Below are 25,783 nucleotides of genomic sequence, written 5' to 3'. Positions count from 1 at the left end.
CGCGGACCGAGTCCTACGCAGGCGATGCCGTCCACACCCGACATCGCAGGGCCGTCTCGGTACGACGCCAACGGTTCGTACGACGCCGACGGTTCGTACGACGCCAACGGTTCGTACGACGCGTACGGCGATGCGCCCCCCTCGCACGGAACACCACCCCCACAACCACCGCCGCCGTCACGACGACCGCAGCCGCCCGGCGGGAATAAGGGCAGGACTCTTCAGAAGGTGGATCTCGCCACCGAGATCACCGCCTCCTTCGTCGTCTTTCTCGTCGCCCTCCCCCTGTGCATCGGCGTGGCCGTGGCCTCTGGCGCGCCGCCCGAACTGGGCATCATTTCCGGGGTCGTCGGCGGCCTGGTGGTCGGTATGGCGCGCGGCAGCACCCTTCAGGTGAGCGGCCCCGCGGCCGGTCTGGCGGCACTGGTCGCGGAGGCGGTGGTGGAGCACGGCCTGGCCACGCTCGGGGTGATCGTGCTGGCGTCCGGGGTACTGCAGATCGGGCTCGGGCTGATCCGGCTGGGCCGGATGTTCCAGGCGATTTCCATAGCCGTGGTGCAGGGCATGCTGGCCGGGATCGGGCTGCCGCTGATGTTCAGCCAGGCGTATCCGCTGGCCGACGCCAAGGCCATCGGCAAGCCGGTCGAAAACATGCTGGGCATTCCGGAGTTGATCGCCAACACCACGGCCGATCCGCAGAAGTCGATCGCGGCCGGGCTCGGTCTGGCCACCGTCGTGCTGAGCTTCCTGTGGAAGAAGTTGCCGGGTCCGGTGAGGAAGGTGCCGCCCGCACTGGTTGCGGTGGCGGGCGGTATGGCGGTGGCCTCGCTGCCGGGGGTCCGGATCGCCACGCTTCAGGTCGGCAACCTGCTGGCATCCGTACATTTCCCGGGACCGACGCAGTTCGCAGCGTTGGCCAGTGGCTCGGTACTGACCACAGTGGTCACTTTCACCATCATCGCCTCGGCGGAGAGCCTGTTCACCGCAGCTGCCGTGGACCGCATGCACTCCGGCGAACGCACCCGCTACAACTCCGAGTTGATCGCCCAGGGGGCCGGCAACGCCCTCTGCGGCTTCCTCGGCGCGCTGCCGATGACTGCGGTTGTCGCACGCAGCTCGGCCAATGTGCAGGCAGGCGCCAGGACCAGGCTGTCCCGCACGCTGCACGGCCTGTGGCTGCTCGCGTTCGCCCTGCTGCTGCCGAGTGTGCTGGCTCTCATCCCGATCTCCGTACTGGCCGGTGTGCTGGTGCACAGCGGCTGGAAGTTGTTCGCACCGGAGGAATTCCCGAAGATGTGGCGGCAGGACCGCGGCGAGCTCGTGGTGATGACCCTCACCACGGTCGCGATCGTCGCCACCGCTCTGCTCGAAGGCGTCCTGGTGGGTCTGGCGGCGGGCATTGTGCTGGCCGCGCTGCGGATGTCACAGACGTCGGTACGCACCAGCGTGGAGGGTGACACCGCGAAGTTGGTCATGGCGGGCAATATGACCTTCCTGCGGCTGCCGAAGCTGATCGACGCGTTGGAGGCGGTCGCCGCCGCCGGGAAGCCGAGGGTACGGCTCGATCTGACCGCCGTGGCGCACTGGGACCACGCCTGTCGCAGCCAGGTGGACGAGTTCGTGGCACAGCACCGAGGTTCGGACGTACGCGTGGAGCTGCTGCGCCCGGACACACCGAACGCGGCGGACTCGGCCGTCTCGGCGGAGGGATACGGGTCCCGGGTGCGAATGCGCTGACCGGGTCGCCCCAGCCGAAGGCGGGCCGTCACCGGAGGCTGGGGGCTCCAGCACCACCGCAGCACAGGAATGTCGCGCAAGCTCCCTGGCCTCGATTCAGCTTGCGTCGCCGGGCTGCCGTCCTCCGGGACGAGCCGGCGTCGCGGCAGCGTGGCCGCAGCTGATCGTCAAGGGGCAAGCGGGTCCCCCTTGACGGGGCGTCAGGCGTCCAGGACCGCCTCCGAAAAGGGCCATTCGACTCTCACCCGTACGGGCTAGCAACCGTCGGGAAGCCCTTGTCTCCGTTGGGCTGTCCCCACGTCGGAGTTGCGTGGCCACGGGAGCCATGAGTCGGTTGGAGTCGTGTTCTGCCAGATCTCACCATCAGGAGGAGACATGAGCACTGCGCAGAAGGGCCAATCGGCCGAGCGGTTGTCCGTCGTGTACGCGGTCCACGTCATCGAGGGCGGCGAGCAAGGGTTTCTGGACGTGTACGAGCGAATACGCAAGTCCGTCGCCCGCGTCCCCGGACATCTCATCGACCGACTGGGGGAACCGCTCGACGGCTCCCGCCAGTGGGTGATCACCAGCGAGTGGGAGACACCCGAGCACTTCTTCGCCTGGCAGCAGGGCGAGGACCACCGCGTACTGGTGGCTCCGCTGCGCGAGTGGGTCGACGAGACCCAGTCGCTGCGGTTCCGGGTCATCCAGGAGACCGTGGGAGGGAAGGCATGAAGCGCCCCGACGGCCCTGTCGCCGTCCTCGGTCTCGGCACGATGGGAACCGGCCTGGCCACCCGCCTTCTTGACCAGGGCATTCAGGTACGGGTCTGGAACCGCACTGCGGAGCGGACCGCGCCGCTCGCCCGGGCCGGCGCCTTCGCCGCAGCCCATCCGGCCGATGCCGTCGAGGGCACGAGCGCTGCCATCTGCACCGTGTCCGACGGCGAAGCCCTCGGAGCCGTGCTGCGGGGACCGGACGGGGTCCTGGCCGGGGGCCCGTACCCCGGCGCCCTGGTCTGCGCCAGCACAGTCGCCCCCGACGAGGTCGTCCGCCTCACCGGGGACACGCACTCCGTTCTGGACGTCGGCATGCTCGGCAACCGGGAGCACGCCCGCACCGGCGAGCTGCGCCTCTTCGTCGGCGGCGAGGAGCGGGTCTTCACCTCGGGACGGCCGCTGCTCGAACTGCTGGGCAAGGAGGTCGTCCACCTCGGCGAACTCGGTTCCGGCATGCGGATGAAGCTGCTCCTCAACCTGCTGATGGGGATCGAGGTGCAGGCTCTGGCCGAGGCCGTCGAGTTGGCGGCCGCCGCCGGACTCGACCGGAAGCTCGTCCTCAGCACGATCGCCGGCAGCGGCTTCGCCTCGCCGGTCATGGCGTTCAAGTCGAAACGCCTGGCAGCCGGGCGCTTCGACAAGCCCGACTTCCGGCTGCGCCTGATGGCCAAGGACCTCATGCTCGTCGCGGACCAGGCCGCGGCGGCCGGACTGCGGCTTCCGCTCGCCGCCGCAGCCGCGGAGACCCACGTCCGCGCCACCGAGCAGGGACGCGGCGACGAGGACTGCGTCGCGGTCGCCCACGCACTCACACCGAACCCGGGACCTCGCACATGATCATCGACATTCACGGACATCTGTCCCCACCGGAGGCAGCCCGACGCTTCCCCATGCCCCCCAGCCTGACCGACGTCGACGGGATGCTCGCCGCCCGCGCCGAGGCGGGGATCGACCTCACCATCATCGGCAGTCCGGTCGGCGCCGGAGCGATGGCGCGAGTCCCGGGCGTCGACAACTACGCGCAACCACGGGACCGGCTGCGCGGCTTCCACGACTGGATGTCGGGCCTGATCGGATCCTTCCCCGACCAGTTGCGCGGGTATGTCTACGCCAACCCGTTCGGCGACGACGATCACCTGGATGGGGTACGCGAGACGCTGGCGGACCCCGCCTTCGTCGGCCTGATCACCACATCCAGTGTCCACGGCGAGCTGCTCGGCTCGCCGCGAGCCGACTCCTTCTTCGCGCTGGCCGCCGAGACGGGAGTGCCGGTCCTGGTGCACGCCCCGGCCGAACCGATCGGCACGGAACGGGTCGACGACTTCGGGTTCGTCGAGCAGATCGGCCGGTTCGGCGACGTCTCGATGGGCATGGCCATGATCGCGTTCGCGGGGTGGCTGGACAAGTACCCCGGCCTGCGACTGATCGGTGCCACCGGCGGCGGCGCGCTGGCACTGCTGTCGGAACGCCTGCAGACAGCGGCGCGTCCCCGGCACTGGGGCGGGGGCCCGCCGGCGGGGCAGCCCTCCGCCCCGACGCCGCCCTCCGCCCCGCCGGCGGCCGACCCGGGCGCTGCGCTACAGCGCATGTATGTCGACACCAGCACGTTCAGCCCGGCGCACCTGGGCCTCAACGCGGAGGTACTGGGGCCGGAGCGGATGCTGTTCGGCACTGACTCGCCGCCGATGTCCGTGCCCCTGGAGGAGTTCATGCGCATGATCGAGAAGCTGCCGATCGACAAGACGTCGCAGCAGCTCATCCTCGGCGGCAACGCCGAGGCCATCTTCGACCTCAGGAGCCGTCCGTGACCACAGTGGATGACCCAGCCACCGCAGCCGAGCGGTGCACCCCCGAGTTCCGCCGGAACCCGCACCCCGTCTACGCGAACCTCAGGGAAACGGCGCCTGTCTGCCCCATGCGGCCGCCGCACGGGATCGACACGTACCTGATCACGCGGTACCAGGACGCGCGGGCCGCCCTGGCGGATCCGCGACTGAGCAAGGACATGTACGGAGCCATGGACGCCTACCGAAGGATCTTCGGTGACTCGTCCGTGGCACTGGACGATCACATGCTCAACGCCGACCCGCCCAAGCACACCCGGCTGCGCAAGCTCGTCAACTCCGAGTTCACCCCGCGCCGTGTGGAGTCGCTGCGGCCGCAGATCCAGGACATCGTCGAGACGCTGCTGGACGGATGCTCGACCCGGGAACCGGTCGACCTGCTGCCCGCGTTCGCCTTCCCGCTGCCGATCACCGTGATCTGCGAACTGCTCGGCGTGCCGCCGGACGAGCGGTCGCAGGTGCAGACCTGGTCGACCACGGTGGCGCACACCGGGTTCAGCAAGGAATCCAAGCAGGCCCAGCAGAAGGCTGAGGAGAGTCTGCACGCGTACTTCGCGGATCTCCTCACACGCAAGCGCAGCCGCCCGGGCGACGACCTGCTCAGCGCGCTCACCGCAGCCCGGGACACAGACGGCGGGCTCACCGAGCAGGAGCTGATCTCGACAGCGTTTCTGCTGATGTTCGCGGGTCACAAGACGACCGCCTACCTCATCGGCAACGCCGTCTACCATCTCCTCACCCATCCCGCACAGCTCCGCGCCGTGCAGGAGAACCCTGAGCTGGTCGGCCAGGCGGTGGAGGAGTTGGTGCGCTACGACGGCTCGGTGGAGAGCGCGACGTTCCGCTTCGCGACCGAGGATGTAGAGATCGCCGGAACGCGGATCCCGAAGGGCGCCCTGGTTCAGATCGCGCTCAGTTCGGCCAACCGCGACCCGCTGAAGTTCGACTCCCCGGACCAGTTCGATGTGACGCGATCGGAGAACGCGCAAAGTGCCCATCTGGGGTTCGGGCACGGCATTCACTACTGCCTGGGAGCGCCGTTGGCCAGACTGGAGATGCAACTCGCTCTCACCGGTCTGTTCAGCCGTTTCCCGCGGGTGGCTCTGGCCGACCCCGCGCGTGAGGCGCCCTGGATGGTGGTTCCGTTCCCGGCCTTCCGCGGCCTCGCGGAGCTGCCCGTCGTGCTGGAACCAGCTGTGTTGTGACCGACAGTGGGGGGGATGTCGGCATCCTCGTGCCGTCGCCGAGGGATCCGTTGTGACGCCTGCGGGTCAGCGCTCCAGGACCGGCCCCTCCGTGTCCAGGGCCGAGCCCGTCTGGTCGGCGAGGGTCACGGCGACGAGCCGTGCCTGCCGGGAAGGGACGGCACCGGGGCGGGGCTGAAGCATGAACCGGCCGCGGTAGTGGCCGCCTGCGAGGGCCCGGAGCTCGATCTCGCCGTCCGGCCAGCCGCGCCGCTCGACGTCCCAGCGCCTGCGCGCCACGAACACATCGCCGTCCTGTTCCAGCCGCGGCGGCCGCCCGAGCAGACTGCCGTACTCGAAACGGCAGTCCCGCAGCTCCAGTACGTCGATGAGCTGCCGCCGGACATGGTCGACGACCTTGTCGGAGGAACCGGTGGCCTGGACGAGCTGCGCGGTCTCGTGGATCCGGGCGAGATACCCGGCGTCGGTCACCGTGATCACCTGCAGTCGCCGGGCCCGGGCCGCCAGCTGCGACACAACGAGGCCCACGATCAGCAGCAGGACAGCCGTCTCGATGTCGTCGGCATCATTGATGGTGAATGTCTGGTAGGGCTGGGTGAGGAAGAAGTCGAACCAGACGGCGCACGACAGCGCCGCAAGGGCTCCCGCCATGCGGTTCCCGATCGCGGCGACGGCCACGACGACCACGACGAGAATCAGTGCCGAGGTCGCGTGCGTCAGGTCCGTACGGAACGGCACCAGCAGGGCCGCCACCGCCGGCGGGGCGATCACGGCGGCCGCAACCGCGCCCGAGTCACGAAGCGGATTTCTCATGGCCCACCTCGCGCGTGATGCTGCGCCGCATGGCTCTGCGCCTCATGGTCCAGAACTTCCTGGGAGATCAGCGCCGCCATGCGGTACCCGTGCAGGCCCACAGCGATGATGAGACCGATCACGTTCTCTGCGCTCACAAGGCCAGAGTCCGCCCCGGAGCCCCGCCCGGCCACCGGACCCACGGACCTTGACGGGTCTCTGACACGCGGCCGCCACGACGGCGCCGCGCAGAATGCGCTGGTACAGATGAGTGGGCTCAGCCTCAGGGATGCGCGCGGCGGTCCACGCGGCGGGCTCGGCCGCGGCCAACTCCCGTACGTACGCGGCGACCGGGCGGCCAAGCGTGCGGCGGTCCGACGCCCGGGGCCAGTGCCGCGCCGAGGCTGAGCCAGGCCAGGGCGAACAGCCATCCGCCGAGGACGTCGCTGGGCCAGTGCACCCCGAGGTAGATGCGGCTCAGCCCGACGGCGACGGCCCAGCCCATGAGGAGCACGCAGCTGGTGCGCGCGAGGGCGGGGCGGGCTCTACGAGCGATGGCCCAGGCCAGCAGCCCTGCCATGAGCGCGGCGGTGGTGGCGTGGCCGGAGGGGAAGGCGAAACTGGAAGCGTGCGTGGCCCAGTCTGCGGCAGCGGGCCGGGGTCGCCCGATCAGGTGGAGGAGGCCGGAGCGGACGGCTTGGCCAAGGGCGAGGAATCCGATCGCGCCGGCCGCCATGTATATGCGCCGGCGTGTGTCGCGTCCCGCTATGAGTCCTGCGGTCGCTGCGCACGCATACGGGAAGGCGCCGGTGCCGGTCGCGGTCATGCCCCGTGCGAGGGCGACAGCGATTGCGGGGCGGTGGTGTACGGACCAGACGTGCATGCTCTGGTCCACAGGCAACGGCAGACCGTGGTGGAGTGTGACGAGCGTGGCCAGCACTGCGAAGAGTGCCGCGCACAGCACCGCGATGCCCAGCACGGCTGTGCTGCGGTTGCGCTTGGCCGTCGGGGCTGTTTCGTTCATCGCGGTGCTACCAGTGGGCGCATTGGGGTGTCGCGGAGGCGGTCGACGAGTGGGGCGGTGCGCCGCGCTGCCAGTGTCAGTGGCCAGGCGACGGCCGCTCCGACGATCAGGCCGACGATGACGTCGTGGGGGTAGTGGGCTCCTACCCACACACGGGAGAATGCCATCAGCAAGGCCGCGGGGACAGCGATGGCTCCGAGGCGGCGGTGGGTGAACCAGATGGCTACGGCTGCCGCGGCGGCGATGGCGGCGTGGTTGCTGGGGAAGGACCAGTCACCCATGGGAGGGCACGCCTCCAGTGTGACGGTGTGCAGGGTCCGGCAGGGCCGCTGCTCGCTCACCAGCGACTTGATCATGGTGTCGGCGATGAACGCTGCGACCACGATGAGGGGGGCTGCCAGCGCCATGGCGGTCCGCGGCGAGGCACCGGGCCGTACGCGCCACCAGGCCGCCAGCATGAGCACGGCGAACAGCGCGAGGCCGTAGGTGGACCAGGCGGAGAGCACCGAGTCCAGCCAGGCAGGTGCGTTCCCGGCGACAGTGATGATGGACACGTATGGCCCGCCGTCGAGAGAGCTTCCGTCCATGGCGAGCGGCCTCAACGCGAACCACCCTCGGATGCGCGGTGGGAGCGGGCCCGCAGCACTTCTACGGCCGGCGGGACCAGGGAGACCATCACGACCACGGCCACCATGGGCAATAGGTAGCGGTCGACGTTGGGGACGGAGGAACCAAGCGCGTATCCATGGTGGGCTGCTCCCATAATGGTCGGCAGGGCCGGTCGGAGTGACGGCCCGATTGACTACAGCGATGTAGACGGTCTACGTCACTGTAGACGAAGGATGCGGGAGGAGCGTTCCCATGAGTGACAAGATCACGGATCGGCGACTCGCCGGCGAGCTGGAATCCGGTGTGCTGGCGACCCTCTGGGCCGCCGAAGGCCCGCTGACCCCTGCCCAGGTGCAGAGCGCGCTGGGCGGGTCACTCGCGCGGACGACCGTCACGACGATCCTGTCCCGCCTCTACGAGAAGGGCACCGTGACCCGTATCCGCTCCGGCCGCGGATACGCCTACACGCCGACCGAGGACGCCGCCGGTCTGACCGCCCGGCGTATGCATTCGGAGCTGGCCAAGGACGACGACCGAAACGCCGTGCTGACGCGCTTCGTCTCCCAGCTCAGCGACGACGACGAACAGCTGCTGCGCTCCCTCCTGGACGAGGGCGACGCATGATCTACATGGTGTGGGTGCCGCTGCTCGTGCCGTTCCTCGCGGGCCCTGCAGGCCGGCGACTCGTCTCCTGCCTTCCCCCGAGGCCGGCTGCCTGGCTGCTCACCATCACAGCGGCGGGCCTTGCCGTGAGCAGTACGGCCGCTCTCGCCCTGCTCGTCGTCCCCGGCGCCACCCATGTGCACGCCGTTGCCGCTCTCGGCGAACTGCTCACCCCCCTTTCGACCGGCTCACCCGACGCGGTCGTGGCCGTGGCGACGGCGGCTGCGGCTCTCCTGCTGTGGTGCGTCACCGTGCTGGCCCGCCGGCTGCACCGACGCAGGACTCAACTGCATCAGGCGAGGCGGCTGGCAGCCCGCGCGGACGGTGAACTGGTCGTACTGAAGGACGACAGCCCGGACGCGTACGCACTGCCCGGACGCCCCGGCAAGGTCGTGGTGACCTCCGGCATGCTGCGAGCCCTCTCCGCCGCCGAACGGGAGGCTCTCTTCGCACACGAACGCGCCCACCTGACCGGCCGTCACCACCTCTTCCTCACCGTGGTGGAAATGGCCGGCCTGTGCCATCCCGGCCTGCGTGCCCTGCGCGAACCCCTCAGCTACGCGCTGGAGCGCAGCGCCGACGAAACCGCCGCCCAGGCCGTCGGTGACCGCCACCTCGCAGCCCGGGCCATCGGCAGAGCCGCCCTGGCCGCCCGCGCCACCCGGCCACCCGCGGCGGGACGCCCCGATTTCGCGCTGGCTGCCACGACGGGCCCCGTCCCACGCCGCGTTGCCGCCCTGCTGAACAGCGGTGCGCCGACGCCCGGTCGGCGGAGGACCAGCCATGCCGTTGCCGCTGCCCTGATCGCGTGCCTCGCGCTCTCGGCCGGTGCGGCGCTGGAAGCCGCCGGCGACCTGCATGCCGGCATCGAACACGCCCAGGGCGAAACCCCCCACGACTGAACGCGGACCTGGTCGCCCGGTTCGCGGACGACGTCGTGGACCTGACCCGAGGGCCGGCCGCGCCGCCACCGGCCCCCGCACAGCCGACCGGGCCCTTCCCGAAGGCGGTCCGACGCTCGAAGTGTCCGGCCTGCAAGCGGAGTTCGTGCAGCGCGGCCGTCGTGTCCCTGTCCTCCATGACATCGACCTCGCTGTGACCGGCGGATCCAGCACGGGCATCGTCGGTGCCTCCGTCTGAGGGAAGACGACTCCGGTGCGCGCCATCGTCGGACTCCACCGCCCCAGCGGCGGCACGGTCACTCTCGACGGAGTACGCCTCACCCCCCTCGGCCCACGGCCGGACCCGCGAACAACGCCGCCGCGTCCAACTCGCGCCGCAGGAACCGCTGGGCACCCTCAACACGGCAGGCGTCCCGGTACGACAGTGAACGGTCGGCAGCTCGTACGGCACGTTCACTCGTGGTCGTGTGAACAGCTCCGCGGGTTCCCCCGGCGAGCCGGGAGAAACGTCACGTGCGAGCCGGCCGTGGTACCGGGAATCCGACGCTCGTCGCCATGCCAGCATGACACCCATGGGCCGAGCGGACTGCCCCCGCCCTGGCACGGTTTCCCTCCGCCCCGCCCTGTGACACCGGCGCGGGCCCGTCTCTGGAGCGGCGATGGCAGACCAGCAACACTCCCTTGCCCGTACGTACGCCGCCTTGCGCCGGTGGGCGCCGCCACCCGCGCCGACCGGGTTCCTGGTGCTGCTTGTGGTGATGTTCGCGCTCTCGTACGGGGTCGGTTCAGCCGTCGGTCCGGTCGCACCCGGCATGCACTCCACCAGCACCGGTTCCGACGGTGGCTCCGAACCGCACGGGGACGGTGGCATGGGTGACATGCACTCGGGCGGTGAACGATGACGGTGGAACCGGCGAGCGCGCTGGTCACCACTGATCTGATCGTCGGCGGCATGACCTGCGCGGCCTGCGTGAACCGAGTGGAGAAACGACTGGCCAAGCTCGACGGGGTGACTGCCACGGTGAACCTCGCCACGGGGCAGGCCAGGGTGAGCCACCCCTCGGACGTCACCGCGGGAGACCTCGTCGCTGCTGTCGAACGCGCGGGCTGCACCGCCGAACTGCCCCTGCCGCCCGAGCCGCAGGAAGACACCCGGCCGTCGGAGCCGGAGGAGGGCGAGCCGCGCGGGGAACGCGAGCGGCTGCTGATCACGGCGCTGCTCTGCGTGCCGGTCCTCGTGCTGTCCATGGTGCCCTCCCTGCAGTTCCGCAACTGGCAGTGGCTGTGTCTCATGCTGACCGGCCCGGTGGTCGTCTGGAGCGCCTGGCCGTTCCACGTGCGCGCGATGCGGGGAGTGCGGCACTCGGCGGCCACCATGGACACCCTGGTCTCGCTCGGTGTCGTCGCATCGTTCTCCTGGTCCGTGTATGCGCTCTTCCTCGGCGGCGCGGGCGATCCGGGCATGCGCATGCCGTTCACTCTGCTTCCCTCGGTGGGCGGAGATGCCGCACACGTCTACCTGGAGGCAGCGGTCGGTGTGCCGTTGTCCGTCCTGACCGGCCGTTTCTTGGAAGCGCGTGCCCGGCACGGGACCGGTGAGGCATTGCGTTCATTGGCCGGGCTGGCCGCCAAGGACGTGACCGTTCGGGAGAACGGACAGGAGCGGCGGATCCCGATCGAACGGCTGAGGGTGGGCCAGGAGTTCACCGTCCGTCCGGGTGAACGGGTCGCCACCGACGGTGTGGTGGTATCCGGGAGTTCCGCCCTGGATCTCTCCCTGGTCACTGGGGAGAGCGAGCCCGTCGAAGTCGGTCCTGACCAGACAGTGGTCGGGGGCGCAGTCAACGCCGGGGGTCTGCTCGTCGTGCGGGCCACGGCGGTCGGCGCGGACACCCAACTCGCCTTGATCACACGGATGGTGACCGAAGCTCAGGCGGGGAAGGCTCGTGCCCAGCGTCTGGCGGACAGGGTGGCAGGCGTCTTCGTCCCGGTCGTTCTGGCGTTGGCTGTCACTGTCCTCGGCTTCTGGCTCGGTGCCGGAGCAGACCCGCAGGCAGCCGTCACCGCGTGCGTGGCGATCCTGGTCGTTGCCTGCCCCTGCGCGCTGGGCCTGGCGACCCCTACCGCCCTGTTGGCCGCCGCCGGCCGCGGCGCCCAGCTCGGCGTCCTGGTCAGCGGACCTCAGGCACTGGAAGCACTGCGCCACATCGACACCGTCGTCCTGGACAAGACCGGCACCCTCACGACCGGGCACATGACCGTCGCTCAGGTCACGCCGGTCACCGGTGGAATCGGCCGGGAGGCTGCGCTCAGGCTGGCCGGCGCGGCGGAGCAGGGTTCTGAACACCCGCTGGGCCGCGCCCTCACCGCGTACGCGCAGCGGGCACTGCCCGAACGTCCCTTGCCCGAAGTGACCGGCTTCCGGGCCACCCCGGGGGCCGGGGTCACCGGTCTCGTCGACGGCCTCCGTGTCGAGGTATGTGCTCCCGGCGACGACCTTCCCGAGTCGCTGGCACAGGCGTTGGCCGGTGCCGAGACTTCCGCGCTCACCCCGGTCCTGCTGCGGGTGGACGGTGTCGACGAGGCCCTCATCGCCCTGGGCGATGTCTTGCGGCCCGGGAGCTACCGGGCCGTGGACCGCCTGAGGCGGCTGGGAGTGGAACCGGTCCTGGCCACGGGCGACCGTGAAGCCGCCGCAAGTGCTGTCGCCGCTGAACTCGGCATCACACAAGTGCACGCCCGCTGTACCTCCGAGGGCAAGGCAGACCTGGTGCGGCAGTTGAAGAATGAGGACCGTCAGATCGGCGTCATCGGTGATGGCGTGAACGATGCCGACGCGCTGGCCGGCGCCGATCTCGGGATCGCTATGGGCACCGGCACCGACGTGGCCGTCGGAGCCGCCGATGTGACCCTGGTGCGCGGCGACATCGAGGCTGTCGCCGACGCGGTCCGGCTCGCCCGGCGCACCCTGGGGACGATTCGCGTCAATCTCGTCTGGGCGTTCGGGTACAACGTGGTCACCGTGCCGCTGGCCGCAGTCGGCTGGCTCAACCCGATGGTCGCCGCCGCCGCGATGTCCGCCAGCTCGCTCCTGGTGGTGGGCAACAGCCTGCGCCTGCGGGCCTGGCAGCCTTCGCCACCTCGTCCCACGCGGTCCGGAACGCGTCGCCTCCGAGGAGGTGTTCAGCGATGACGGATCCCGACCGGGGGCCCGCGGCTGAAGGCTGGAGGCCGAGTCGTCGGCGTCTGCGCGACGGACTCTTCGCCGCGCTCGCCCCGGTGGCCGCCTGCGCGGTGGCCCTGGGCGGGCTGACGACCTGGGCCAAGGCCGGGGCCGCCGGCAGCCCGCCACAGATCAAGGTCGGCGACGGGCGTGTCTTCCTGCCCTACGGCGACAACGAGGACACCGCGGCGTTCTTCCGGATCGCCAACAGCGGTGGGGCCGCTGACCAACTGGTCTCCGTGACGTCACCCGCCGTCGAGAGTGCCATGCTGAGCCGGCACGAAAGTGCCGACAGCGGAGCCGGTTTCATGCGCATGGTCGACTCTGCGGAAATCCCGGCGGGCGACACCGTGGTCATGTCACCGAGCGGCCTGGACGTGATGGTGAAGATGAAGGCTCCCTGGCAAGTGGGCGATACGATCCCGTTCGTTCTGCACTTCCGCCACGGCGGACCGGTCGACACCGTCGTGGTCGTGGTCCGGCCCGGCAGCTGAGTCAGCCCCCGGACCGGGCACAGCGGTTCACGCGATCGCGATGGAGTCCAGCTTGCCCGCCTTGGCCTCCTCGACGATGGAGCCGAACTGGTCGGCACTCATCTGCACCTGCTGACCGAAGTCATCGGTGATCACGATCCTCCGCTCGGCAGGAGCGGCCTCGTCGACGAACAGCTGGGGGCAACCGCAGTTGCAGTTACCGCAGAACGTCGCCACGGGCTCCAGAGAACTGATATCGGTCATCGCAATCGCCTTTCGTACGCGTCCGCCCGCAGAACGGCCTTCTGCGGCCCGACGCCGAGGGAATGCCCGATCGACGCAGGACGCAAGCCTCGGTGGGGCACGCCCCCGAGGCACGGCACATGAGGTTTTTGCTTCCAGTGCTTCTAGTGCTTCCAGTGCTTCCGATTGCGGAGGGAAGGCGGAAACCGGACGAGGTCTCGGCACGACTACATGAGGGAGGTCGCCGCTCCGTGGCGGCCGGACCTTCGGGCGAAGTAGGACGCGTACGGGAGCAGTTGCCGGTTCGCGGGAACCTGACACCGCCGTCATCCGACTACTGCCGCGGGGGAGGGCGGACACCCCGTCGTACCCCTGCGGCTACGGACGAATGAGGGGCGTGTGATGGGCGGGCTGAATGTACGCATGCGGGAGGTCGCCTGCCGCCATGGCCGGGTCGAGGCAGTCGCCGACGTGGATCTGGAGATCGCCGCCGGTGAACGCGTGGCGCTGACCGGGACCAACGGCTCGGGCAAGACCACGCTGCTGCGTGCCGTCCTCGGCCTGCACAGACAGGTGACCGGATCGATCCTGGTCGGCGGCCGGGACACCCGTTCGCCGGCGGAATGGGCCTGGCGGCGGCGTGCGTGCGCCTGGATTCCGCAGAAGCCGGCGGCCGGCCGATTCCCTCTGCTGGGTGACGAGTTGCTGGCCGGCAGCACCGCGCCGGAGGAAGCCACCGAAGCCGCTGCCCGGCTCGGTGTGGGGTCGCTGACCAAGCGGCCCCTGCACACCCTCTCCGGCGGGCAGTTGCAGCGGATGTACCTCGCCCGGGCGATCGGCTGCGTCGCCGCCGGAGCCGAGGTGCTTCTGGCCGACGAACCCACCGCTGCCCTCGACTTCAGCGGCCAGTCGGAGGCGGCGGACGTCCTCACCTCCCTGCCGGTGACGCTGGTCGTGGTGACACACGACCGGTCTCTCGCGGACCGCTGCGACCGGGTACTGGAGATGGCCGCGGGCCGACTGCGGGAGGTCCGGTGACCCTCGCCACCGCCGACCTCGGTGAACTCCTGCAACTCCTGCCCGTGCAGCGGGCCGGGCTCGCCCTGCTGTTGGCCGCGATCGGACTACCGGTGATCGGGGTGGTCATCGTCGGGCTCGACATCATGCCGGTCCGGTTCGCGATGATGCACGTCGCTCTGCTGGGCATCGCGGTCGGCATCCTGACCGGACTCGACCCGATGCTGTGCGCGCTGGTGGCCTGCGCCCTGGCCGGTGCGGGGGTCGCTCCGCTCGCCCGCACCCCGGACGGCCTGTCCGGCGCGATGGGCCTGCTGATGAGTCTCGCGATTGCGGCCGCGCTGCTGGTGCTCGCGGTCTCGGGAGTCAACGCCTCGGGCGCGTTCGCGTTGCTGTGGGGGTCGATCCTGTCCGTCGGCACCGCGGATCTGGTGGTGCTGGGGGTGCTCGCCGTCGTCGTACCCGGGCTGTTCTGGTGGCGACGCCGCGATGTGGCGCTGCTGCTGTACGACCGTGAACTCGCGCAGTGCTCGGGCGTCCCGGTACGCGGACTGACCCTGGTGCTGCTGGTACTGGTCGCGATCGCGGTCGCCGGAGCGATCAAGCTCACCGGCGCGCTACTGGTCGACGCCCTGACCCTGCTGCCCGCGCTCGCCGCGCGCCGTCTGGGCACCTCACTGAAATCGATCACCGTGTGGGCGGTGGGTATCGGCATCACCGTGAACCTGACCGGGTTCCTCATCGCTCTCTGGCTGGACTGGCCACCCGGGCCGGTCCTCGTCCTGACCGCGGGGGCAGTTGTCCTCGCCGTCCATCTCATACCCGAACGGAGAATCAGCTCATGGCGCGCACCCGCGTCCGTATCACTTCCCTCCTCGCACTGAGCGCAGCCCTGGTCCTGGTCACGGGCTGCGGAAGCGACAGCGACTCGTCGTCCAGGAGCGGCATCGAAGGCAAGGAGGGAAAACCGGTCGTGGTCGTCACCACGACCTGGGAGGGCGCCTTCGCGAAGGCCGCGGGCGCCGAGGACGTCAAGGTCATCGTGCCCCAGTCCGTGCACCACGCACCGGACTACGACCCGAAGCCGTCCGACCTCGCGGCAGTCGCCAAGGCCGACTTCGTGTTGTACGCACCCTTCGAGCCGTACGCCGGGAAGATCAAGGAAGCCGCCGGCTCCAAGGCCGAGCTGGTCGAGGTCAGCCTCGACAACGACGCCGACAAGGTCGGCGCCGAAGTGGCCCGGCTGGGCAAGCTGTTCGGCACCGAGGACGTCGCGGCGAAGTGGAAGACGGCCTTCGACGCCGAGTACGCCAAGCTGTCCAAGGACCTGAAGGCTGCCTGGCCCGGCGGGAAGAGCCCGGCTGTCGTCACCCAGGTATTCACCGCCTGGTCCGCGAAGCTGGCGGGCGCCACCACCGTCGGCACCTACGGGCCCGAGCCGGTCACCCCGGCACAGCTGGCCGACCTCTCCAAGAAGAAGCCCGCCCTGGTCCTGGACAACGCCCATATGTCGACCGGAACCGTGCTGCCCGACTCCGGCGCCAAGCAGGTCAAGGTCGTCAACTACCCGGGTGAGGACCTGGATTTGTTGCCCGTCTACCGCAACGCAGCCGCCGAGCTGAAGAAGGCCATGTCCGGGTCCTGAGCCCGGTAACCCCGGTGCTGCTCGCCCGTTCCCGACCCAGACGAGGACCTCCTCCGGCGGCCCCGGCCTGACGGGCCCTTCTCGCCGTTCTCTCGCGCCGGATGTGCACCGGCGCCGATGAGGCATGCGCAGGGGCGGAGTCGGGCCGGGACTGCGATCACTTCGCACCGCCACCCCAAGCGGAATCTCCCTTCACCGACTTCGTCGCCGCCCTCGGCTCGTCCTGATCTTGGGTATCCCGGCCGTCGCCGCGCTGGGCTGGGCGCTGCCGGTCCTGGGGGTCACCCTGCTCGGGTTCCTCGTCGCGGACCTGGCGTTCGGACTCGTTCGACGGGGCCGGGCAGCGTAGCGAAGAGCGGGAGGGCACGCACCACGCGTTCCCTCCCGCTGCTCGTCAGACATCGGGTCCGGAGAACGGTGCGGCACCGCTCTCCGGTCCCGCCGTCAGCCTGCCTGAGCGAGCGGAACCGCAGCGAGGTCCCGCTCCGGCAACAGGTTGTCGGTCAGGCGCCGACGCAGCGCTGCCCGGTCGGGTTTGCCTGCCGGGGTCAGGGGAAGTTCCCCGACCACCAGGAGGTGCTCGGGGTGCTTGCGCTGCTCGAGCCCCCGTTCCGTCAGGTGCGCACACAGTGACTCGAGCGTCGGGGAATCGGTGGTGCGGGACACCACACATGCCGCCAGCCGCTCCCCCATCACCTCGTCGGGGACGCCGACACACACCACGTCGCGTACGTAGGGGTGGGCGGCCAGTTCCCGTTCGACTTCGGCGGGACTGATGTTGGCGCCGCCGCGGATGACGATGTCCTTGAGGCGTCCGACGATGTGAAGAGTGCCGTCCTTGTCGAGGAGTCCGAGGTCTCCGGTGCGGACCCAGCCTTCGCGGGTGCGATAGCGGGCATCCAGGTCCGGGGAGGCCACGTAACACAGGGGGGTCATCGGGCCTCGCGCGATGATCTCTCCGATCGCGCCGTCCGGCAGCTGTTCCTGGGTCTCGGTGTCGGCGATGCGGATGTCGGCGACGCGAGGATCGGGACGGCCCGCGACAACACCTTGCCCGTCAGCGGCCGGGGTTTCGCTGCCCAGCCCGGTGTGGCAGTTGACCCCGTCGGCCGAGCCGTAGAGGTTGACGACCGGGCAGCCGAACGCGCGGGCGGCGTTCTCCGCCGTGGTCCCGTCCAGGGCCGAGCCACCGAGGATCAGGGCCGTGGGGGCGGGCAGTTTCTCGCCTGTGCTGTCGAGCCGGTCGAGCATCATGCGCACCATGGTGGGCACGCCCAGGATGTGCGTGGGCTCGTGCTCGCGAACCGCGGCGATCGCGGTTTCCGGGGTGAAGTGGTCGAGGAGAATGAGCGTCCCGCCGTGCCGGGCGAGGGTGACCGCGGTGCCGTTGGAGCCGAAGGCCGAGGCGAGCGGCACCAGGAACAGGCAACGGGGCGGTGTCTGTTCGGGCATCAGCGAGGCGAGGAAGTTGCCGCGCCCGCCCGCGAGCGCGTTGTGGGAGTAGGCGACCATCTTCGGCTCTGCCTCGGAGCCGGACGAGACGAGGATGCGGGTGGCGCTGTCCGGATCCGGCCGGGCGGGAACGAACGCACTCGGGTCGGATCGCAGCAACTGCACGAGCGGAACCGTTCCTTCTGGAGCGCTGCCGGGGCCGGCGGCGATGACGTGCCGCAGTGCGGGCAGCGCCGGGGCCAGAGTGTTCAGGTCGGCGGCGTGATGGTTGCCTCTGTGCTCAACCGCGGCGATGACCGCGACGGCCTCCGCGCGGCGCAGCAAACACTCGGCCTCCAGGCTGCCGCGGCCGACCGGAAAGGGCAGCGCCACGGCGCCGAGGGCGGCCAGGGCGAGATCGGCGACAACGGCGTTGCGTCCGTTGGGCAGTTGGACGCCGACGACATCTCCTGGGCTTATGCCGAGGTCTCTGAGGCCGGTGGCGAGACATCGCACCTTGCGGTCGAGGGCGGTGTAGCAGAGTTTGCCCTTGGCATCGAGGACGGCGGTGCGGTGGAGGTCCGCGATCTGGCGGGCCCGGAAGAGGCTGTAGAGATCGAGGTCGGGGCAGGTGCCGTCGATCACCCAGGAGCGGCGCAGGTCGGCGGGCAGCAGGTCGTGCAGTGCGACGGTCACGCGAAGCTCCAGGGGTCGGGAACGGCGGGGGCACCGTGCGTGTCGCGGCTGATCGAGCCGGCGAAGCGCGGATCGTGGTGCAGGTCGGCGAGATCGGTGGTGACCGCGGTTGCGGTCAAGCCGTGCTCACGCAGCTGGGTCAGGGCCTCGTCGGTATGCAGATCGCGCAGGTCGTATGCACCGGCTGCGGCCGCGCAGGCATCGGCGGGGGCTATCCAGCCGTCCGCGGTACGCAGGGGGCGACGGAACCCGGTCGGCCGTCTCGCGCTTCCGCCGGTCGCGGCCCGGCGCATGGCGGGGGCGGTGAGGACATCGGCCGCGCCCAGCAGTGAGGAGTCCACGCGGACGCCTTGGCCGGTGCGCTCGCGCACCAGAAGTCCGGCGAGTACGGCCTCGGTACCGAGGAGTCCGCCCATGACGTCGAGCAGGGTCATCAGGGACGGCGCAGGCGGCTCGTCCGCGGGGCGTACGGCTTCCCCGACTCCGGTGCGGGCCTGGACCATGAAGTCCGTACCCATCGGAGCGCCCGGGAGACGTTCGGCCCAGCCACTGGTGTACGCGTACACCAGTACAGGATTGACCTCGGCCAGATCGTTCCGGTCGAGGCCGAGTTGAGCGGCCTTCCCGGGGGCCCAGTTGTGCAGGAAGACATCGGCCCCGGCAGCCAGATCCCGCACTCGACGCCGGCCCTGCGAAGACTTGATGTCCACTTCGACGGCCTCCTTGCCCCGGTTGAGCGCGAGCCACCGGGCGGAGATGCCGGAACAGGCGGGGGGCATCCCGCGCAGCGGGTCACCGCCCGGCGGCTCTATACGGATCACGTCCGCGCCGAGCCGTCCCAGGAGGTGCGCGGCGAGCGGGGCCTGGATACGGCGGCCGGCCTCCAGCACGGTCAGTCCCGCCAGCGGCCGTACGGCAGCGGGCGGTGAAGCCGGGGGGCGAGAGCCCTCTGCGTGAGAGGTGATTGACCACGGTGCGCCGCCGTCGCGTTCGGCGGCACGCTCAGCCAGTGTCCGCAGCGGGCAGACCTCGGCGCCGGAGACCGATGCCGCCTGCCGGATCCGCTGCCAGGACTGGGCGCGCGTGGTCGTGTGCAGTGCCTGTGGGAAGGGTGCGCAGGCCGTGGCGTACCGGAACTGGAAGGGTCGCCATCCTGCCCGTATCGCGTCGGCGGGTGCATCCAGGGTCCGCCAGAAGGCAGCCCATGAACCCGGGTCCAGGGTCTCCAATTCGAAGAGGGTGCCGTCGCCCGCGGTGAACGGTGGTCCGCCTGCGGCGAGTTCGGCCGCCTCGCCTTCGTCGGCCCCTCTCGCGGCAAGGTACTGGGACACGGACAGCAGCCCGGCCCGGTCGGCGCTCGTGGCCACCCGTGCCGCCGGTCCACCGCGGGCCTGCCCCAGCAGCCCGGCCAGGAGTCCTTGGACGGTGAGTACGGCCGCCGCGGTGGTGGCGTAGTCGACAGCCAGACCGCGCGGCTCTCCGTCGCGTCGGCCGTGCACGGCCATGATGCCGGTGGCAGCCTGCACGGTGGCCTCGTCGATGATCCCACTCGACGGATCCGCCCAGGTCACCCGCGCTTCTTGGGGTCCGAAACCGTCACCGGTCAGCGCGATCTGCGCGCTCCGGGGGCTACGGGCGCCAGGGACGCTACGGACGTGCTTCGAAGCGGCCGGTTCAGGCTCCGTCCGTGCTCCCAGGAGCCGCAGGTGCTCGGCTACGAGGCCGGTCAGCCCGGGCGGCCCCGAACTGTCGAGATGCAGCCCGTCGAGTGGCCGGACCGTCTGCGTGGTGGCTGGTGACGCCATGCCTCTCCTCTCCTGGCGCGGCGGTGTCCGACGCATGGGGATGTGCGTAACGCGGGAACCAGGGCGCCTTCACGCCCGACCAGTTCCACGGAGAGACAGTCGGACTGTCGTTCCCATGGGTTCCCGGCAGACTGGAGGAAAGTGGTGCAGAGCCGAGGCCGATTGGCGGTCGGACTTCCGGAATGTTCGCCCGGGACATTCGAGTTGAGGGCCCGGGTGGCGGAGTTCGTACGCAGTCGGGTGATGCCGTGCGAGCCCGTACTGGACGCAGGAGGCCCGATCGCCGCAGCCACCCTGCGTGCCCTTCGGACCCAGGCCAAGGAACAGGGTCTGTGGGCCTTGCCGTTGCCCGCAGATCTCGGCGGCCAGGGCCTGCACCTGTCGGAGTACGCCCAACTGGCAGAGGCCGAGGGAGCGAGCGACCACGGGCCGGCCGCCCTGGGATCCGCACCGATGCTGGACGTGCTGATGCTGCAGCGCCACGGCTGCGCCCGGATACGCGACCTGTACCTCGAACGGCTGGTGGCCGGGGAGCTCCGCACCTGTTACGCGATGACCGAAGCGGAGGTCCAGGGCACGGATCCCTTCATGACCCGTACGCGCGCCGTGCAGGAGGCGGACGGGAGTTGGGCCGTCAGCGGCCGCAAGTGGTTCACCTCCGGAGCCGCCGACGCCGACCTGGTCACGGTGCTCGCCCGAACCGACGGAGTGCCCTCCGACCGTGAGGGGCTCTCCCTCATCGTGGTCCCCACCGACTCCCCCGGCTTCCGCGTCGTACGCGAACTGCCCGTCCTCGGTGCAGGCGGCCAATGGGAGATCGAACTCGACCATGTCACCGTCCCCGGCGACCATCTGATCGGCGACCGCGGCAAGGCTCTCGCCATCGCCGGAGAACGGCTCCAACTGGGCCGGACCCTGCGCTGCCTGCGCTGGCTCGGTCAGGCCCAGCGGGCCTTCGAGCTGATGTGTGAGCGCGCCAACACCCGTGCCGGGTCACGTGGTCCGCTCGCCGGCCATCAACTGGTTCAGCAGCATGTCTTCGAGTCGCTGCTCGCTCTGCGCACCACCCGCCCGCTGGTCCACGAGGCCGCGGCACTCATCGCCGGCGGGCTGGATGCGCATGTGGAGGTCGGCCTGGCCAAGGTCGCCGCCGCCCGCATGCTTCAGCAGGTGACGGATGCCGCCATCCAGATCCATGGCGCGGCCGGACTCGGCCCCGACACAGCCCTGCCCGCGCTCTTCCGTACCGGCCGTGCGGCCCGAATCCTCGACGGCCCGGACGAACTGCACATCACGTCCGTCGCACGGCGGGTACTGCGCACCTCCTGCTCGGGCGGACGAAGCGGCGGCCGTCCACGACAATGGAATTGAGGTGCCAGCAGTACGGCCCCGGGCTGCCGGCCGCGGTCCTTCCCGTCCGCACCGAGCATCCCGTACCGTGCGCCTCGGCACCGGGCGTCGGACCCGCACCGGGTGTCGGACCCGCACCGAGCAGTGCACTCAGCGAGGACCCGCGCCGGACAGGCCATCGCGGGAGGACCCCATGACCGAACCGACACGGCCACACGACGGCCCCGTGGATGTCGTAGGCCGGGCACAGCATCGCGATCTGCCGGACGACTCCGGGTTACGCCTCAGGCCTCGGACCCATGTGAACCGGCGGTCCGGCTACACCTCCCGGACGTCGACCAGTCCGGTGAGGGCAGCGAGCCCGAGGGCCAAGAAGAAGTCGCCCCACACCAGTTCGTGCCGTACGGCGGCACCCCGCCCGGCGTCGTAGCAGCCGTCCAGCAGCATGCCGGCCGGCCGGGGCCCGTCCCGCCCGGTGAGATGTGCGGTGACCAGCCGGTCCAGGATCGCGACGGCGCAGTGGGAGTATTCCGCTGCCCGGGGTCCTGGGATGCGAGCGAGCTTCAGCAGCGCGACCGCCGTGATCGCGGCGGCCGAAGTGTCCTGCGGGCCGTCGGGCCATGCCTCGTCAGCCAGGGGAACGATCCGTCGGGCAGACCCCGTCCGCGGGGCGGCCAGCTGCGCTGCCACCCCCTCCAAACGGGTCGGCTTCCACCCAGCGGCGCCGGGGCGGTGCAACGCGTCGGCCACTGCCAGCAAGAGCCATGCCCGCCCCCGGCTCCAGCCGGGCGGCGGATCGTCGCACGCCTGCCAACCCGTGTCCGCCTCGAAACGCAGGGCCGGCGCCAGCGCCTCGCGGAGGCACAGGTCGACATGCCGGTGAAGGTGGGAGGCGGCTGCCGCGGCGCCCTCGAGGCCCGCGGTGGCGAGCAGCGGCACCATGCCGGGGACTCCGTCCACGCGGGCCAGCAACCTGGGTCCACCGAACGCAGATCCCCAGGGGACCAGACCGAGTTCGGGGTCCAGCGCGGTCAGACAGGCCCGGGCGGCTCGGTTGCGCAGATCTTCCGCTCCGGCGTCACCGACGGCCAGAGCGGTTCCGTACCAGTGGATCAGCCCACGGGTGGCGGTGTCGGCCTCCACCCAGTCGGCCAGCCGCGCCGTGCACGCGGAGGCGAGGGCCCGGTCGGCCTCGTCGCCGGTGTGCCGGGCCCGCAGCCACAGCAGCCCGGCCCAGAACCCACCGGTCCAGGAACCACGGCCGGTGGTCACCCAGCGGCCCGTTTCCGGGTCGGCGAACAGGGGGAAGCGATGGTCGACTTCGGCCGCGGTGACGGCGGCCCGGTCGAGGACGTCCTCCAGTGCGCGCCCGGCCCAGTCGGCCGGGGTCACGCCGGACTCACCGCGCGCTGCCGTCGCTCCCGTACCGCCCAGGTCATCGCGACTGCGCAGGCTGCCGCGAACTCTGCGGCGACCAGCAGCCAGCCGGGCCCGTAGTGACCGGCTTCCGCGAGTACGCCGAAGACCGGTGGACCTACGGCGAAGCCGGTGAAGAACCCGGCGGAGACGAGCGCCGAGTCCTGGCCGGCCCGGCCGGGCGCGGCGCGCTGCATGACCAGCACCATGGAGACGGCATTGCCCGACACGGCGGACACGCCCACTGCCACCGCCGCCATCCACACCAGCGGATGCACGAGCAACGCGGCCGCCAGGAGCAGAGCCGCTCCGACCGCACCGGCCGCGAGCCATCCCGGCAGCCATTCGGCGCGCCCCGGCCGGGCCGCCTTCGACCAGCCCACCCGGCCGGCGATCCCCGCCACGCCCAGCACCGCCACGAGGGCGCCGGCCGCGGTGGGCGCCAAGCCGAGTCGTTGCGCGCCGAACAGCGCCAAGTAGGTGTTGACCGATGCGATTCCGCAGCCCAGCAGCAGAGAGAACACCGTCAGCCAGGCGATGGCTCCCCGCGGTACCAGCGACGACCGAGAACCCGCCCCCTTCGCCGGAGGATCGGCAGGCAACGCACGCAGCGTCCACAGGGCCGCCACCACCGCCGTGCCGGCCGCGGTCCACACCGCGCCACGCCAGCCGACGCCTGCGGCCAGCGCCGTCAGGGGCAGCCCGGCCGCGAACGCGCCCAGCTGCACCCCCGACTGCTTCATCCCGGTCACCGAGCCCCGCCGGACCGGCGGAACGCCGGCCAGAATCGCCTTGTTGGTCGCCGGGTTGGCCAGGGCCTGAGGCAGACCGCCCAGCGCAACCGCCACGAGGAGGAACCCGGCACCGGGCGCCGCACCGATCAGCGCGAGCGCGGCGGCGGACACCAGCAGCAACGCAACGAGCGCGCGCCTCGGGCCGATCCGGTCCACGATCCGCCCGCCCGCAGGGGACAGCACCGCCGCTGTCCCGAAGCCGATCGTCGTCGTCAGGCCCAGCACCGTGGGGGAGATACCCAGTTCGTCCACCAGGCGCGGGCCGAGCGCCCCGAGCAGGAAGAGTTGCATCATCGAGAACGCCATGGCGCAGGTGAGCAGCGCCGTCAACCGACCATCTGTTCCTTCTGCTGACGCCGTCGGCGCCCCTTGCTCTGCCCCCACCGATGTCTCCGTTCCACCCAACTGGACGCCCCTCGGGCCACGTGAGGAGTCGGTCCGCACAACGCTGAAGTTCCCTACGCCAGTTGTGGCCTGCGCCACATGCTTCCGAGTGAGGTCGGCACCGGAACATTTCGTACCCACGCATGGTGACGACGAGGGGGATGCAAGGATGAACTCGCCATGACTCCGGGTCGATGTTGTCGCGCGGTACGGGCTGCGGTGTTCGCAGCCACCTGCGTGCTGCTCGCAGCTCTCGGCCACATCCTCATGTCGGGGGTGGCCGTCCCCTGGTGGGCCATGTCCGTCGCGTTCGCCACTACAGCCGCGACGGCCTGGATCCTCGCCGACCGGCAACGCAGCGTTCTCGGCGTCACGTCGACAGTTGTCGCCGCCCAAGCGGCACTGCACACCGGGTTCTCACTGGCCCAGGCAGCGGTTCATCCTTCGGTGTCCGACAGTGCCTCACTCGCCCAACAATGGGCCCAGTACCTGCTGTGCAGGACGACGGAATCCGGCGCCGTCCCTTCTTCCCAAGCCGTGCGGGTCATGACCGACGCCGGGCTCGGCCACCACCTTCACCAGCCGCCCCCCGGCGCCACAGCCATGGCCATGACGGACGGCACGACGATGTCTGCCGGGCACGACATCGTCGGCATGTCTCCGGCCGGGATGCTGGGCGCCCACCTGCTGGCCGCGCTCCTGTGCGGCCTCTGGCTCGCGTACGGAGAACAGGCCGCCTTCAGCCTCCTGCGCGCCATCGCCGGATGGCTCGCCGCCCCGCTGCGCCTGCTGTTCCGTCTCCCCACGCCACCTCATCGGCCACGCGTCCGCGCCCGGCGTGACCGCAGGACCCGCCCGCTGCGGCATTTGCTGCTCAGCCACGCCATCACCTCACGGGGTCCACCGTCCGGGACCGCTGTCATCTGACAGCTGGTTTCCCGAACGTGCTGGTGTGCCACCGCGCGTCTCGGGCATCGGCGCCGCCCATCGGCAGTGCCGTACGACTCACCGGCCCGCCCCACCGCGCGGTGCCGGTTCCCGGATTTCCAGAAGGACATCAGGCGATGACCCCTGCCCTGCCCCAACACCGAGCCACCGCCGACGCAAGGCCCTCGCGTCACACACACGGTGCCGACGAACCGGTGACGCGCCTGGCGCTCGCCGCACGCGACGGCGCCCCCGACGCCGTGGACCGCTTCGTCCGCGCCCTGCACCGCGACGTCTGGCGCTATGTGGCCTACCTCAGCGCCGACCCCCAAGCAGCCGACGACCTCACCCAGGACACGTTTCTGCGCGCACTCGGCAGCCTCCACCGGTTCGAGGGCCGCTCCTCCGCCCGTACCTGGCTGCTCTCGATCGCCCGGCGCACCGTCGTGGACAGCCTCCGCTACACCGCCGCCCGCCCCAAGGTGTCGGACAGGGACGACTGGCAGTCCGCCGCCGAACGGGCACAGCCATGCGACCTGCCCGGCTTCGAGGACGGAATCGCGCTTGCCGAACTCCTGGCGGTCCTCCCGGCCGAACGCCGCGAAGCGTTCGTACTCACCCAACTCCTCGGGCTCCCCTACGCGGATGCCGCCGCGACCATAGGGTGCCCGATCGGCACCGTCCGCTCACGCGTGGCCCGCGCCCGCACCTCACTGATCGAACTACTCAGGGAAGCCGAGACTCCCACCGCTCAAGGCAGGCCGGAGCAACTGATCCCGAACCGTCCGCGAGCCGGCCGAGCGCCGGCTCTCGCCGCTGCGGCGGCCTGAGCACCCAGAGGTCAA

25 protein-coding genes and 1 pseudogene are annotated in these 25,783 nt (G+C 70.7%); 16 read left to right on the top strand and 10 right to left on the bottom strand.

Annotated features, from left to right (window positions below; genetic code table 11):
• Positions 1 to 24: 24 nt before the first annotated feature.
• The 5 genes from AB0D12_RS18850 to AB0D12_RS18830 all read left to right on the top strand — a co-directional run bounded on the left by AB0D12_RS18850 (position 25) and on the right by AB0D12_RS18830 (position 5,544).
• Complete coding sequence (locus tag AB0D12_RS18850; protein ID WP_362683656.1) at positions 25 to 1,737, top strand: SulP family inorganic anion transporter; 1,713 nt, start codon at positions 25 to 27, stop codon at positions 1,735 to 1,737.
• Between the two features lie 375 nt (positions 1,738 to 2,112).
• The gene (locus AB0D12_RS18845; protein ID WP_362683653.1) at positions 2,113 to 2,451 is read left to right on the top strand and encodes an antibiotic biosynthesis monooxygenase family protein; all 339 of its coding nucleotides are present in this window, start codon (positions 2,113 to 2,115) and stop codon (positions 2,449 to 2,451) included.
• Positions 2,448 to 3,332, top strand: a complete 885-nt coding sequence (locus AB0D12_RS18840; RefSeq protein ID WP_362683650.1) for an NAD(P)-dependent oxidoreductase — start codon at positions 2,448 to 2,450, stop codon at positions 3,330 to 3,332. The genes AB0D12_RS18845 and AB0D12_RS18840 overlap by 4 nt, the downstream gene beginning before the upstream one ends.
• Entirely contained in the window at positions 3,329 to 4,303 is a 975-nt protein-coding gene (locus tag AB0D12_RS18835; protein WP_362683647.1) for an amidohydrolase family protein, read from the top strand. The genes AB0D12_RS18840 and AB0D12_RS18835 overlap by 4 nt, the downstream gene beginning before the upstream one ends.
• Positions 4,300 to 5,544 carry a cytochrome P450 gene (locus AB0D12_RS18830; protein ID WP_362683645.1) on the top strand — a complete coding sequence of 415 codons (1,245 nt, stop codon included), beginning with the start codon at positions 4,300 to 4,302 and terminating at the stop codon, positions 5,542 to 5,544. The genes AB0D12_RS18835 and AB0D12_RS18830 overlap by 4 nt, the downstream gene beginning before the upstream one ends.
• A gap of 66 nt (positions 5,545 to 5,610) precedes the next feature.
• Here AB0D12_RS18830 and AB0D12_RS18825 read toward each other — a convergent pair whose 3' ends face one another.
• The 5 genes and pseudogenes from AB0D12_RS18825 to AB0D12_RS18805 form a co-directional block, all read right to left on the bottom strand.
• Positions 5,611 to 6,357 carry a DUF4118 domain-containing protein gene (locus tag AB0D12_RS18825; RefSeq protein ID WP_362683642.1) on the bottom strand — a complete coding sequence of 249 codons (747 nt, stop codon included), beginning with the start codon at positions 6,355 to 6,357 and terminating at the stop codon, positions 5,611 to 5,613.
• Positions 6,354 to 6,494, bottom strand: coding sequence for a hypothetical protein (locus tag AB0D12_RS18820; RefSeq protein ID WP_362683639.1), 141 nt, complete (start codon positions 6,492 to 6,494; stop codon positions 6,354 to 6,356). The genes AB0D12_RS18825 and AB0D12_RS18820 overlap by 4 nt, the downstream gene beginning before the upstream one ends.
• A gap of 125 nt (positions 6,495 to 6,619) precedes the next feature.
• Positions 6,620 to 7,360 carry a phosphatase PAP2 family protein gene (locus tag AB0D12_RS18815; protein ID WP_362683636.1) on the bottom strand — a complete coding sequence of 247 codons (741 nt, stop codon included), beginning with the start codon at positions 7,358 to 7,360 and terminating at the stop codon, positions 6,620 to 6,622.
• Positions 7,357 to 7,947, bottom strand: a complete 591-nt coding sequence (locus tag AB0D12_RS18810; protein WP_362683633.1) for a phosphatase PAP2 family protein — start codon at positions 7,945 to 7,947, stop codon at positions 7,357 to 7,359. The genes AB0D12_RS18815 and AB0D12_RS18810 overlap by 4 nt, the downstream gene beginning before the upstream one ends.
• Before the next feature lie 11 nt (positions 7,948 to 7,958).
• A pseudogene (locus AB0D12_RS18805) lies at positions 7,959 to 8,105 on the bottom strand (DedA family protein); the annotation flags it as partial.
• Positions 8,106 to 8,221: 116 nt separating this feature from the next.
• Here AB0D12_RS18805 and AB0D12_RS18800 point away from each other — a divergent pair.
• The 5 genes from AB0D12_RS18800 (at position 8,222) to AB0D12_RS18780 (ending at position 13,251) form a co-directional block, all read left to right on the top strand.
• Positions 8,222 to 8,593 (top strand): BlaI/MecI/CopY family transcriptional regulator, encoded by a 372-nt coding sequence (locus AB0D12_RS18800; RefSeq protein WP_362683630.1) that lies wholly within the window; start codon positions 8,222 to 8,224, stop codon positions 8,591 to 8,593.
• Positions 8,590 to 9,534: a M56 family metallopeptidase gene (locus AB0D12_RS18795; protein WP_362683627.1), complete on the top strand. Its 945-nt coding sequence runs from the start codon at positions 8,590 to 8,592 to the stop codon at positions 9,532 to 9,534. Before AB0D12_RS18800 ends, AB0D12_RS18795 begins: the two co-directional genes overlap by 4 nt.
• 659 nt (positions 9,535 to 10,193) lie before the next feature.
• On the top strand, positions 10,194 to 10,436 hold the full coding sequence (locus tag AB0D12_RS18790) for a hypothetical protein (protein WP_362683624.1): 243 nt from the start codon (positions 10,194 to 10,196) through the stop codon (positions 10,434 to 10,436).
• Positions 10,433 to 12,727, top strand: coding sequence for a heavy metal translocating P-type ATPase (locus AB0D12_RS18785; RefSeq protein WP_362683621.1), 2,295 nt, complete (start codon positions 10,433 to 10,435; stop codon positions 12,725 to 12,727). The genes AB0D12_RS18790 and AB0D12_RS18785 overlap by 4 nt, the downstream gene beginning before the upstream one ends.
• Positions 12,724 to 13,251: a copper chaperone PCu(A)C gene (locus AB0D12_RS18780; RefSeq protein ID WP_362683618.1), complete on the top strand. Its 528-nt coding sequence runs from the start codon at positions 12,724 to 12,726 to the stop codon at positions 13,249 to 13,251. The genes AB0D12_RS18785 and AB0D12_RS18780 overlap by 4 nt, the downstream gene beginning before the upstream one ends.
• 27 nt (positions 13,252 to 13,278) lie before the next feature.
• Here AB0D12_RS18780 and AB0D12_RS18775 read toward each other — a convergent pair whose 3' ends face one another.
• Positions 13,279 to 13,494 carry a hypothetical protein gene (locus AB0D12_RS18775; RefSeq protein ID WP_362683615.1) on the bottom strand — a complete coding sequence of 72 codons (216 nt, stop codon included), beginning with the start codon at positions 13,492 to 13,494 and terminating at the stop codon, positions 13,279 to 13,281.
• A 381-nt stretch (positions 13,495 to 13,875) separates the two neighbouring features.
• Here AB0D12_RS18775 and AB0D12_RS18770 point away from each other — a divergent pair, with 381 nt between their 5' ends.
• Genes AB0D12_RS18770 through AB0D12_RS18760 form a run of 3 tightly spaced genes read left to right on the top strand, consistent with a single transcriptional unit; the run spans position 13,876 to position 16,135 of the window.
• Entirely contained in the window at positions 13,876 to 14,511 is a 636-nt protein-coding gene (locus AB0D12_RS18770; protein WP_362683612.1) for an ATP-binding cassette domain-containing protein, read from the top strand.
• Positions 14,508 to 15,374 carry a metal ABC transporter permease gene (locus AB0D12_RS18765; RefSeq protein ID WP_362683609.1) on the top strand — a complete coding sequence of 289 codons (867 nt, stop codon included), beginning with the start codon at positions 14,508 to 14,510 and terminating at the stop codon, positions 15,372 to 15,374. Before AB0D12_RS18770 ends, AB0D12_RS18765 begins: the two co-directional genes overlap by 4 nt.
• Complete coding sequence (locus AB0D12_RS18760; protein ID WP_362683606.1) at positions 15,332 to 16,135, top strand: zinc ABC transporter substrate-binding protein; 804 nt, start codon at positions 15,332 to 15,334, stop codon at positions 16,133 to 16,135. Before AB0D12_RS18765 ends, AB0D12_RS18760 begins: the two co-directional genes overlap by 43 nt.
• Before the next feature lie 444 nt (positions 16,136 to 16,579).
• Here the strand turns inward: AB0D12_RS18760 and AB0D12_RS18755 are convergent, their stop codons facing one another.
• Complete coding sequence (locus tag AB0D12_RS18755; RefSeq protein ID WP_362683603.1) at positions 16,580 to 18,262, bottom strand: class I adenylate-forming enzyme family protein; 1,683 nt, start codon at positions 18,260 to 18,262, stop codon at positions 16,580 to 16,582.
• A complete protein-coding gene (locus AB0D12_RS18750; protein ID WP_362683600.1) occupies positions 18,259 to 20,067 on the bottom strand; it encodes a CoA transferase in 1,809 nt (602 codons plus the stop codon). The genes AB0D12_RS18755 and AB0D12_RS18750 overlap by 4 nt, the downstream gene beginning before the upstream one ends.
• 204 nt (positions 20,068 to 20,271) lie before the next feature.
• On the opposite strand from AB0D12_RS18750, the gene AB0D12_RS18745 reads away from it, so the two are divergent.
• Positions 20,272 to 21,438 carry an acyl-CoA dehydrogenase family protein gene (locus AB0D12_RS18745; RefSeq protein WP_362683597.1) on the top strand — a complete coding sequence of 389 codons (1,167 nt, stop codon included), beginning with the start codon at positions 20,272 to 20,274 and terminating at the stop codon, positions 21,436 to 21,438.
• A gap of 297 nt (positions 21,439 to 21,735) precedes the next feature.
• On the opposite strand, the gene AB0D12_RS18740 is transcribed toward AB0D12_RS18745, so the two are convergent.
• Both AB0D12_RS18740 and AB0D12_RS18735 read right to left on the bottom strand, forming a co-directional pair.
• On the bottom strand, positions 21,736 to 22,809 hold the full coding sequence (locus AB0D12_RS18740) for a sugar ABC transporter permease (protein ID WP_362683594.1): 1,074 nt from the start codon (positions 22,807 to 22,809) through the stop codon (positions 21,736 to 21,738).
• Positions 22,806 to 23,957 carry an MFS transporter gene (locus tag AB0D12_RS18735; RefSeq protein ID WP_362683591.1) on the bottom strand — a complete coding sequence of 384 codons (1,152 nt, stop codon included), beginning with the start codon at positions 23,955 to 23,957 and terminating at the stop codon, positions 22,806 to 22,808. Before AB0D12_RS18735 ends, AB0D12_RS18740 begins: the two co-directional genes overlap by 4 nt.
• A gap of 234 nt (positions 23,958 to 24,191) precedes the next feature.
• Between AB0D12_RS18735 and AB0D12_RS18730 the strand changes: the two genes are divergently transcribed.
• A complete protein-coding gene (locus tag AB0D12_RS18730) occupies positions 24,192 to 24,938 on the top strand; it encodes a hypothetical protein (protein WP_362683588.1) in 747 nt (248 codons plus the stop codon).
• Positions 24,939 to 25,075: 137 nt separating this feature from the next.
• Complete coding sequence (locus AB0D12_RS18725) at positions 25,076 to 25,768, top strand: sigma-70 family RNA polymerase sigma factor (protein WP_362683585.1); 693 nt, start codon at positions 25,076 to 25,078, stop codon at positions 25,766 to 25,768.
• The last annotated feature ends 15 nt before the right edge of the window (positions 25,769 to 25,783 follow it).

This window comes from Streptomyces sp. NPDC048479 (assembly GCF_040651435.1).
Taxonomy (GTDB): Bacteria; Actinomycetota; Actinomycetes; order Streptomycetales; family Streptomycetaceae; genus Streptomyces.
This window is presented reverse-complemented; position numbering and strand designations above follow the sequence as displayed.

What these genes read in the sequence shown, in the direction of transcription:
- AB0D12_RS18850 (WP_362683656.1), top strand. Translation starts at nt 25, where the DNA reads ATGCCGTCCACACCCGACATCGCAGGGCCGTCTCGGTACGACGCCAAC.
- AB0D12_RS18845 (WP_362683653.1), top strand. Translation starts at nt 2,113, where the DNA reads ATGAGCACTGCGCAGAAGGGCCAATCGGCCGAGCGGTTGTCCGTCGTG.
- AB0D12_RS18840 (WP_362683650.1), top strand. Translation starts at nt 2,448, where the DNA reads ATGAAGCGCCCCGACGGCCCTGTCGCCGTCCTCGGTCTCGGCACGATG.
- AB0D12_RS18835 (WP_362683647.1), top strand. Translation starts at nt 3,329, where the DNA reads ATGATCATCGACATTCACGGACATCTGTCCCCACCGGAGGCAGCCCGA.
- AB0D12_RS18825 (WP_362683642.1), bottom strand. Translation starts at nt 6,357, where the DNA reads ATGAGAAATCCGCTTCGTGACTCGGGCGCGGTTGCGGCCGCCGTGATC.
- AB0D12_RS18815 (WP_362683636.1), bottom strand. Translation starts at nt 7,360, where the DNA reads ATGAACGAAACAGCCCCGACGGCCAAGCGCAACCGCAGCACAGCCGTG.
- AB0D12_RS18810 (WP_362683633.1), bottom strand. Translation starts at nt 7,947, where the DNA reads ATGGACGGAAGCTCTCTCGACGGCGGGCCATACGTGTCCATCATCACT.
- AB0D12_RS18800 (WP_362683630.1), top strand. Translation starts at nt 8,222, where the DNA reads ATGAGTGACAAGATCACGGATCGGCGACTCGCCGGCGAGCTGGAATCC.
- AB0D12_RS18795 (WP_362683627.1), top strand. Translation starts at nt 8,590, where the DNA reads ATGATCTACATGGTGTGGGTGCCGCTGCTCGTGCCGTTCCTCGCGGGC.
- AB0D12_RS18790 (WP_362683624.1), top strand. Translation starts at nt 10,194, where the DNA reads ATGGCAGACCAGCAACACTCCCTTGCCCGTACGTACGCCGCCTTGCGC.
- AB0D12_RS18785 (WP_362683621.1), top strand. Translation starts at nt 10,433, where the DNA reads ATGACGGTGGAACCGGCGAGCGCGCTGGTCACCACTGATCTGATCGTC.
- AB0D12_RS18780 (WP_362683618.1), top strand. Translation starts at nt 12,724, where the DNA reads ATGACGGATCCCGACCGGGGGCCCGCGGCTGAAGGCTGGAGGCCGAGT.
- AB0D12_RS18775 (WP_362683615.1), bottom strand. Translation starts at nt 13,494, where the DNA reads ATGACCGATATCAGTTCTCTGGAGCCCGTGGCGACGTTCTGCGGTAAC.
- AB0D12_RS18770 (WP_362683612.1), top strand. Translation starts at nt 13,876, where the DNA reads ATGGGCGGGCTGAATGTACGCATGCGGGAGGTCGCCTGCCGCCATGGC.
- AB0D12_RS18760 (WP_362683606.1), top strand. Translation starts at nt 15,332, where the DNA reads ATGGCGCGCACCCGCGTCCGTATCACTTCCCTCCTCGCACTGAGCGCA.
- AB0D12_RS18750 (WP_362683600.1), bottom strand. Translation starts at nt 20,067, where the DNA reads ATGGCGTCACCAGCCACCACGCAGACGGTCCGGCCACTCGACGGGCTG.
- AB0D12_RS18730 (WP_362683588.1), top strand. Translation starts at nt 24,192, where the DNA reads ATGACTCCGGGTCGATGTTGTCGCGCGGTACGGGCTGCGGTGTTCGCA.
- AB0D12_RS18725 (WP_362683585.1), top strand. Translation starts at nt 25,076, where the DNA reads ATGACCCCTGCCCTGCCCCAACACCGAGCCACCGCCGACGCAAGGCCC.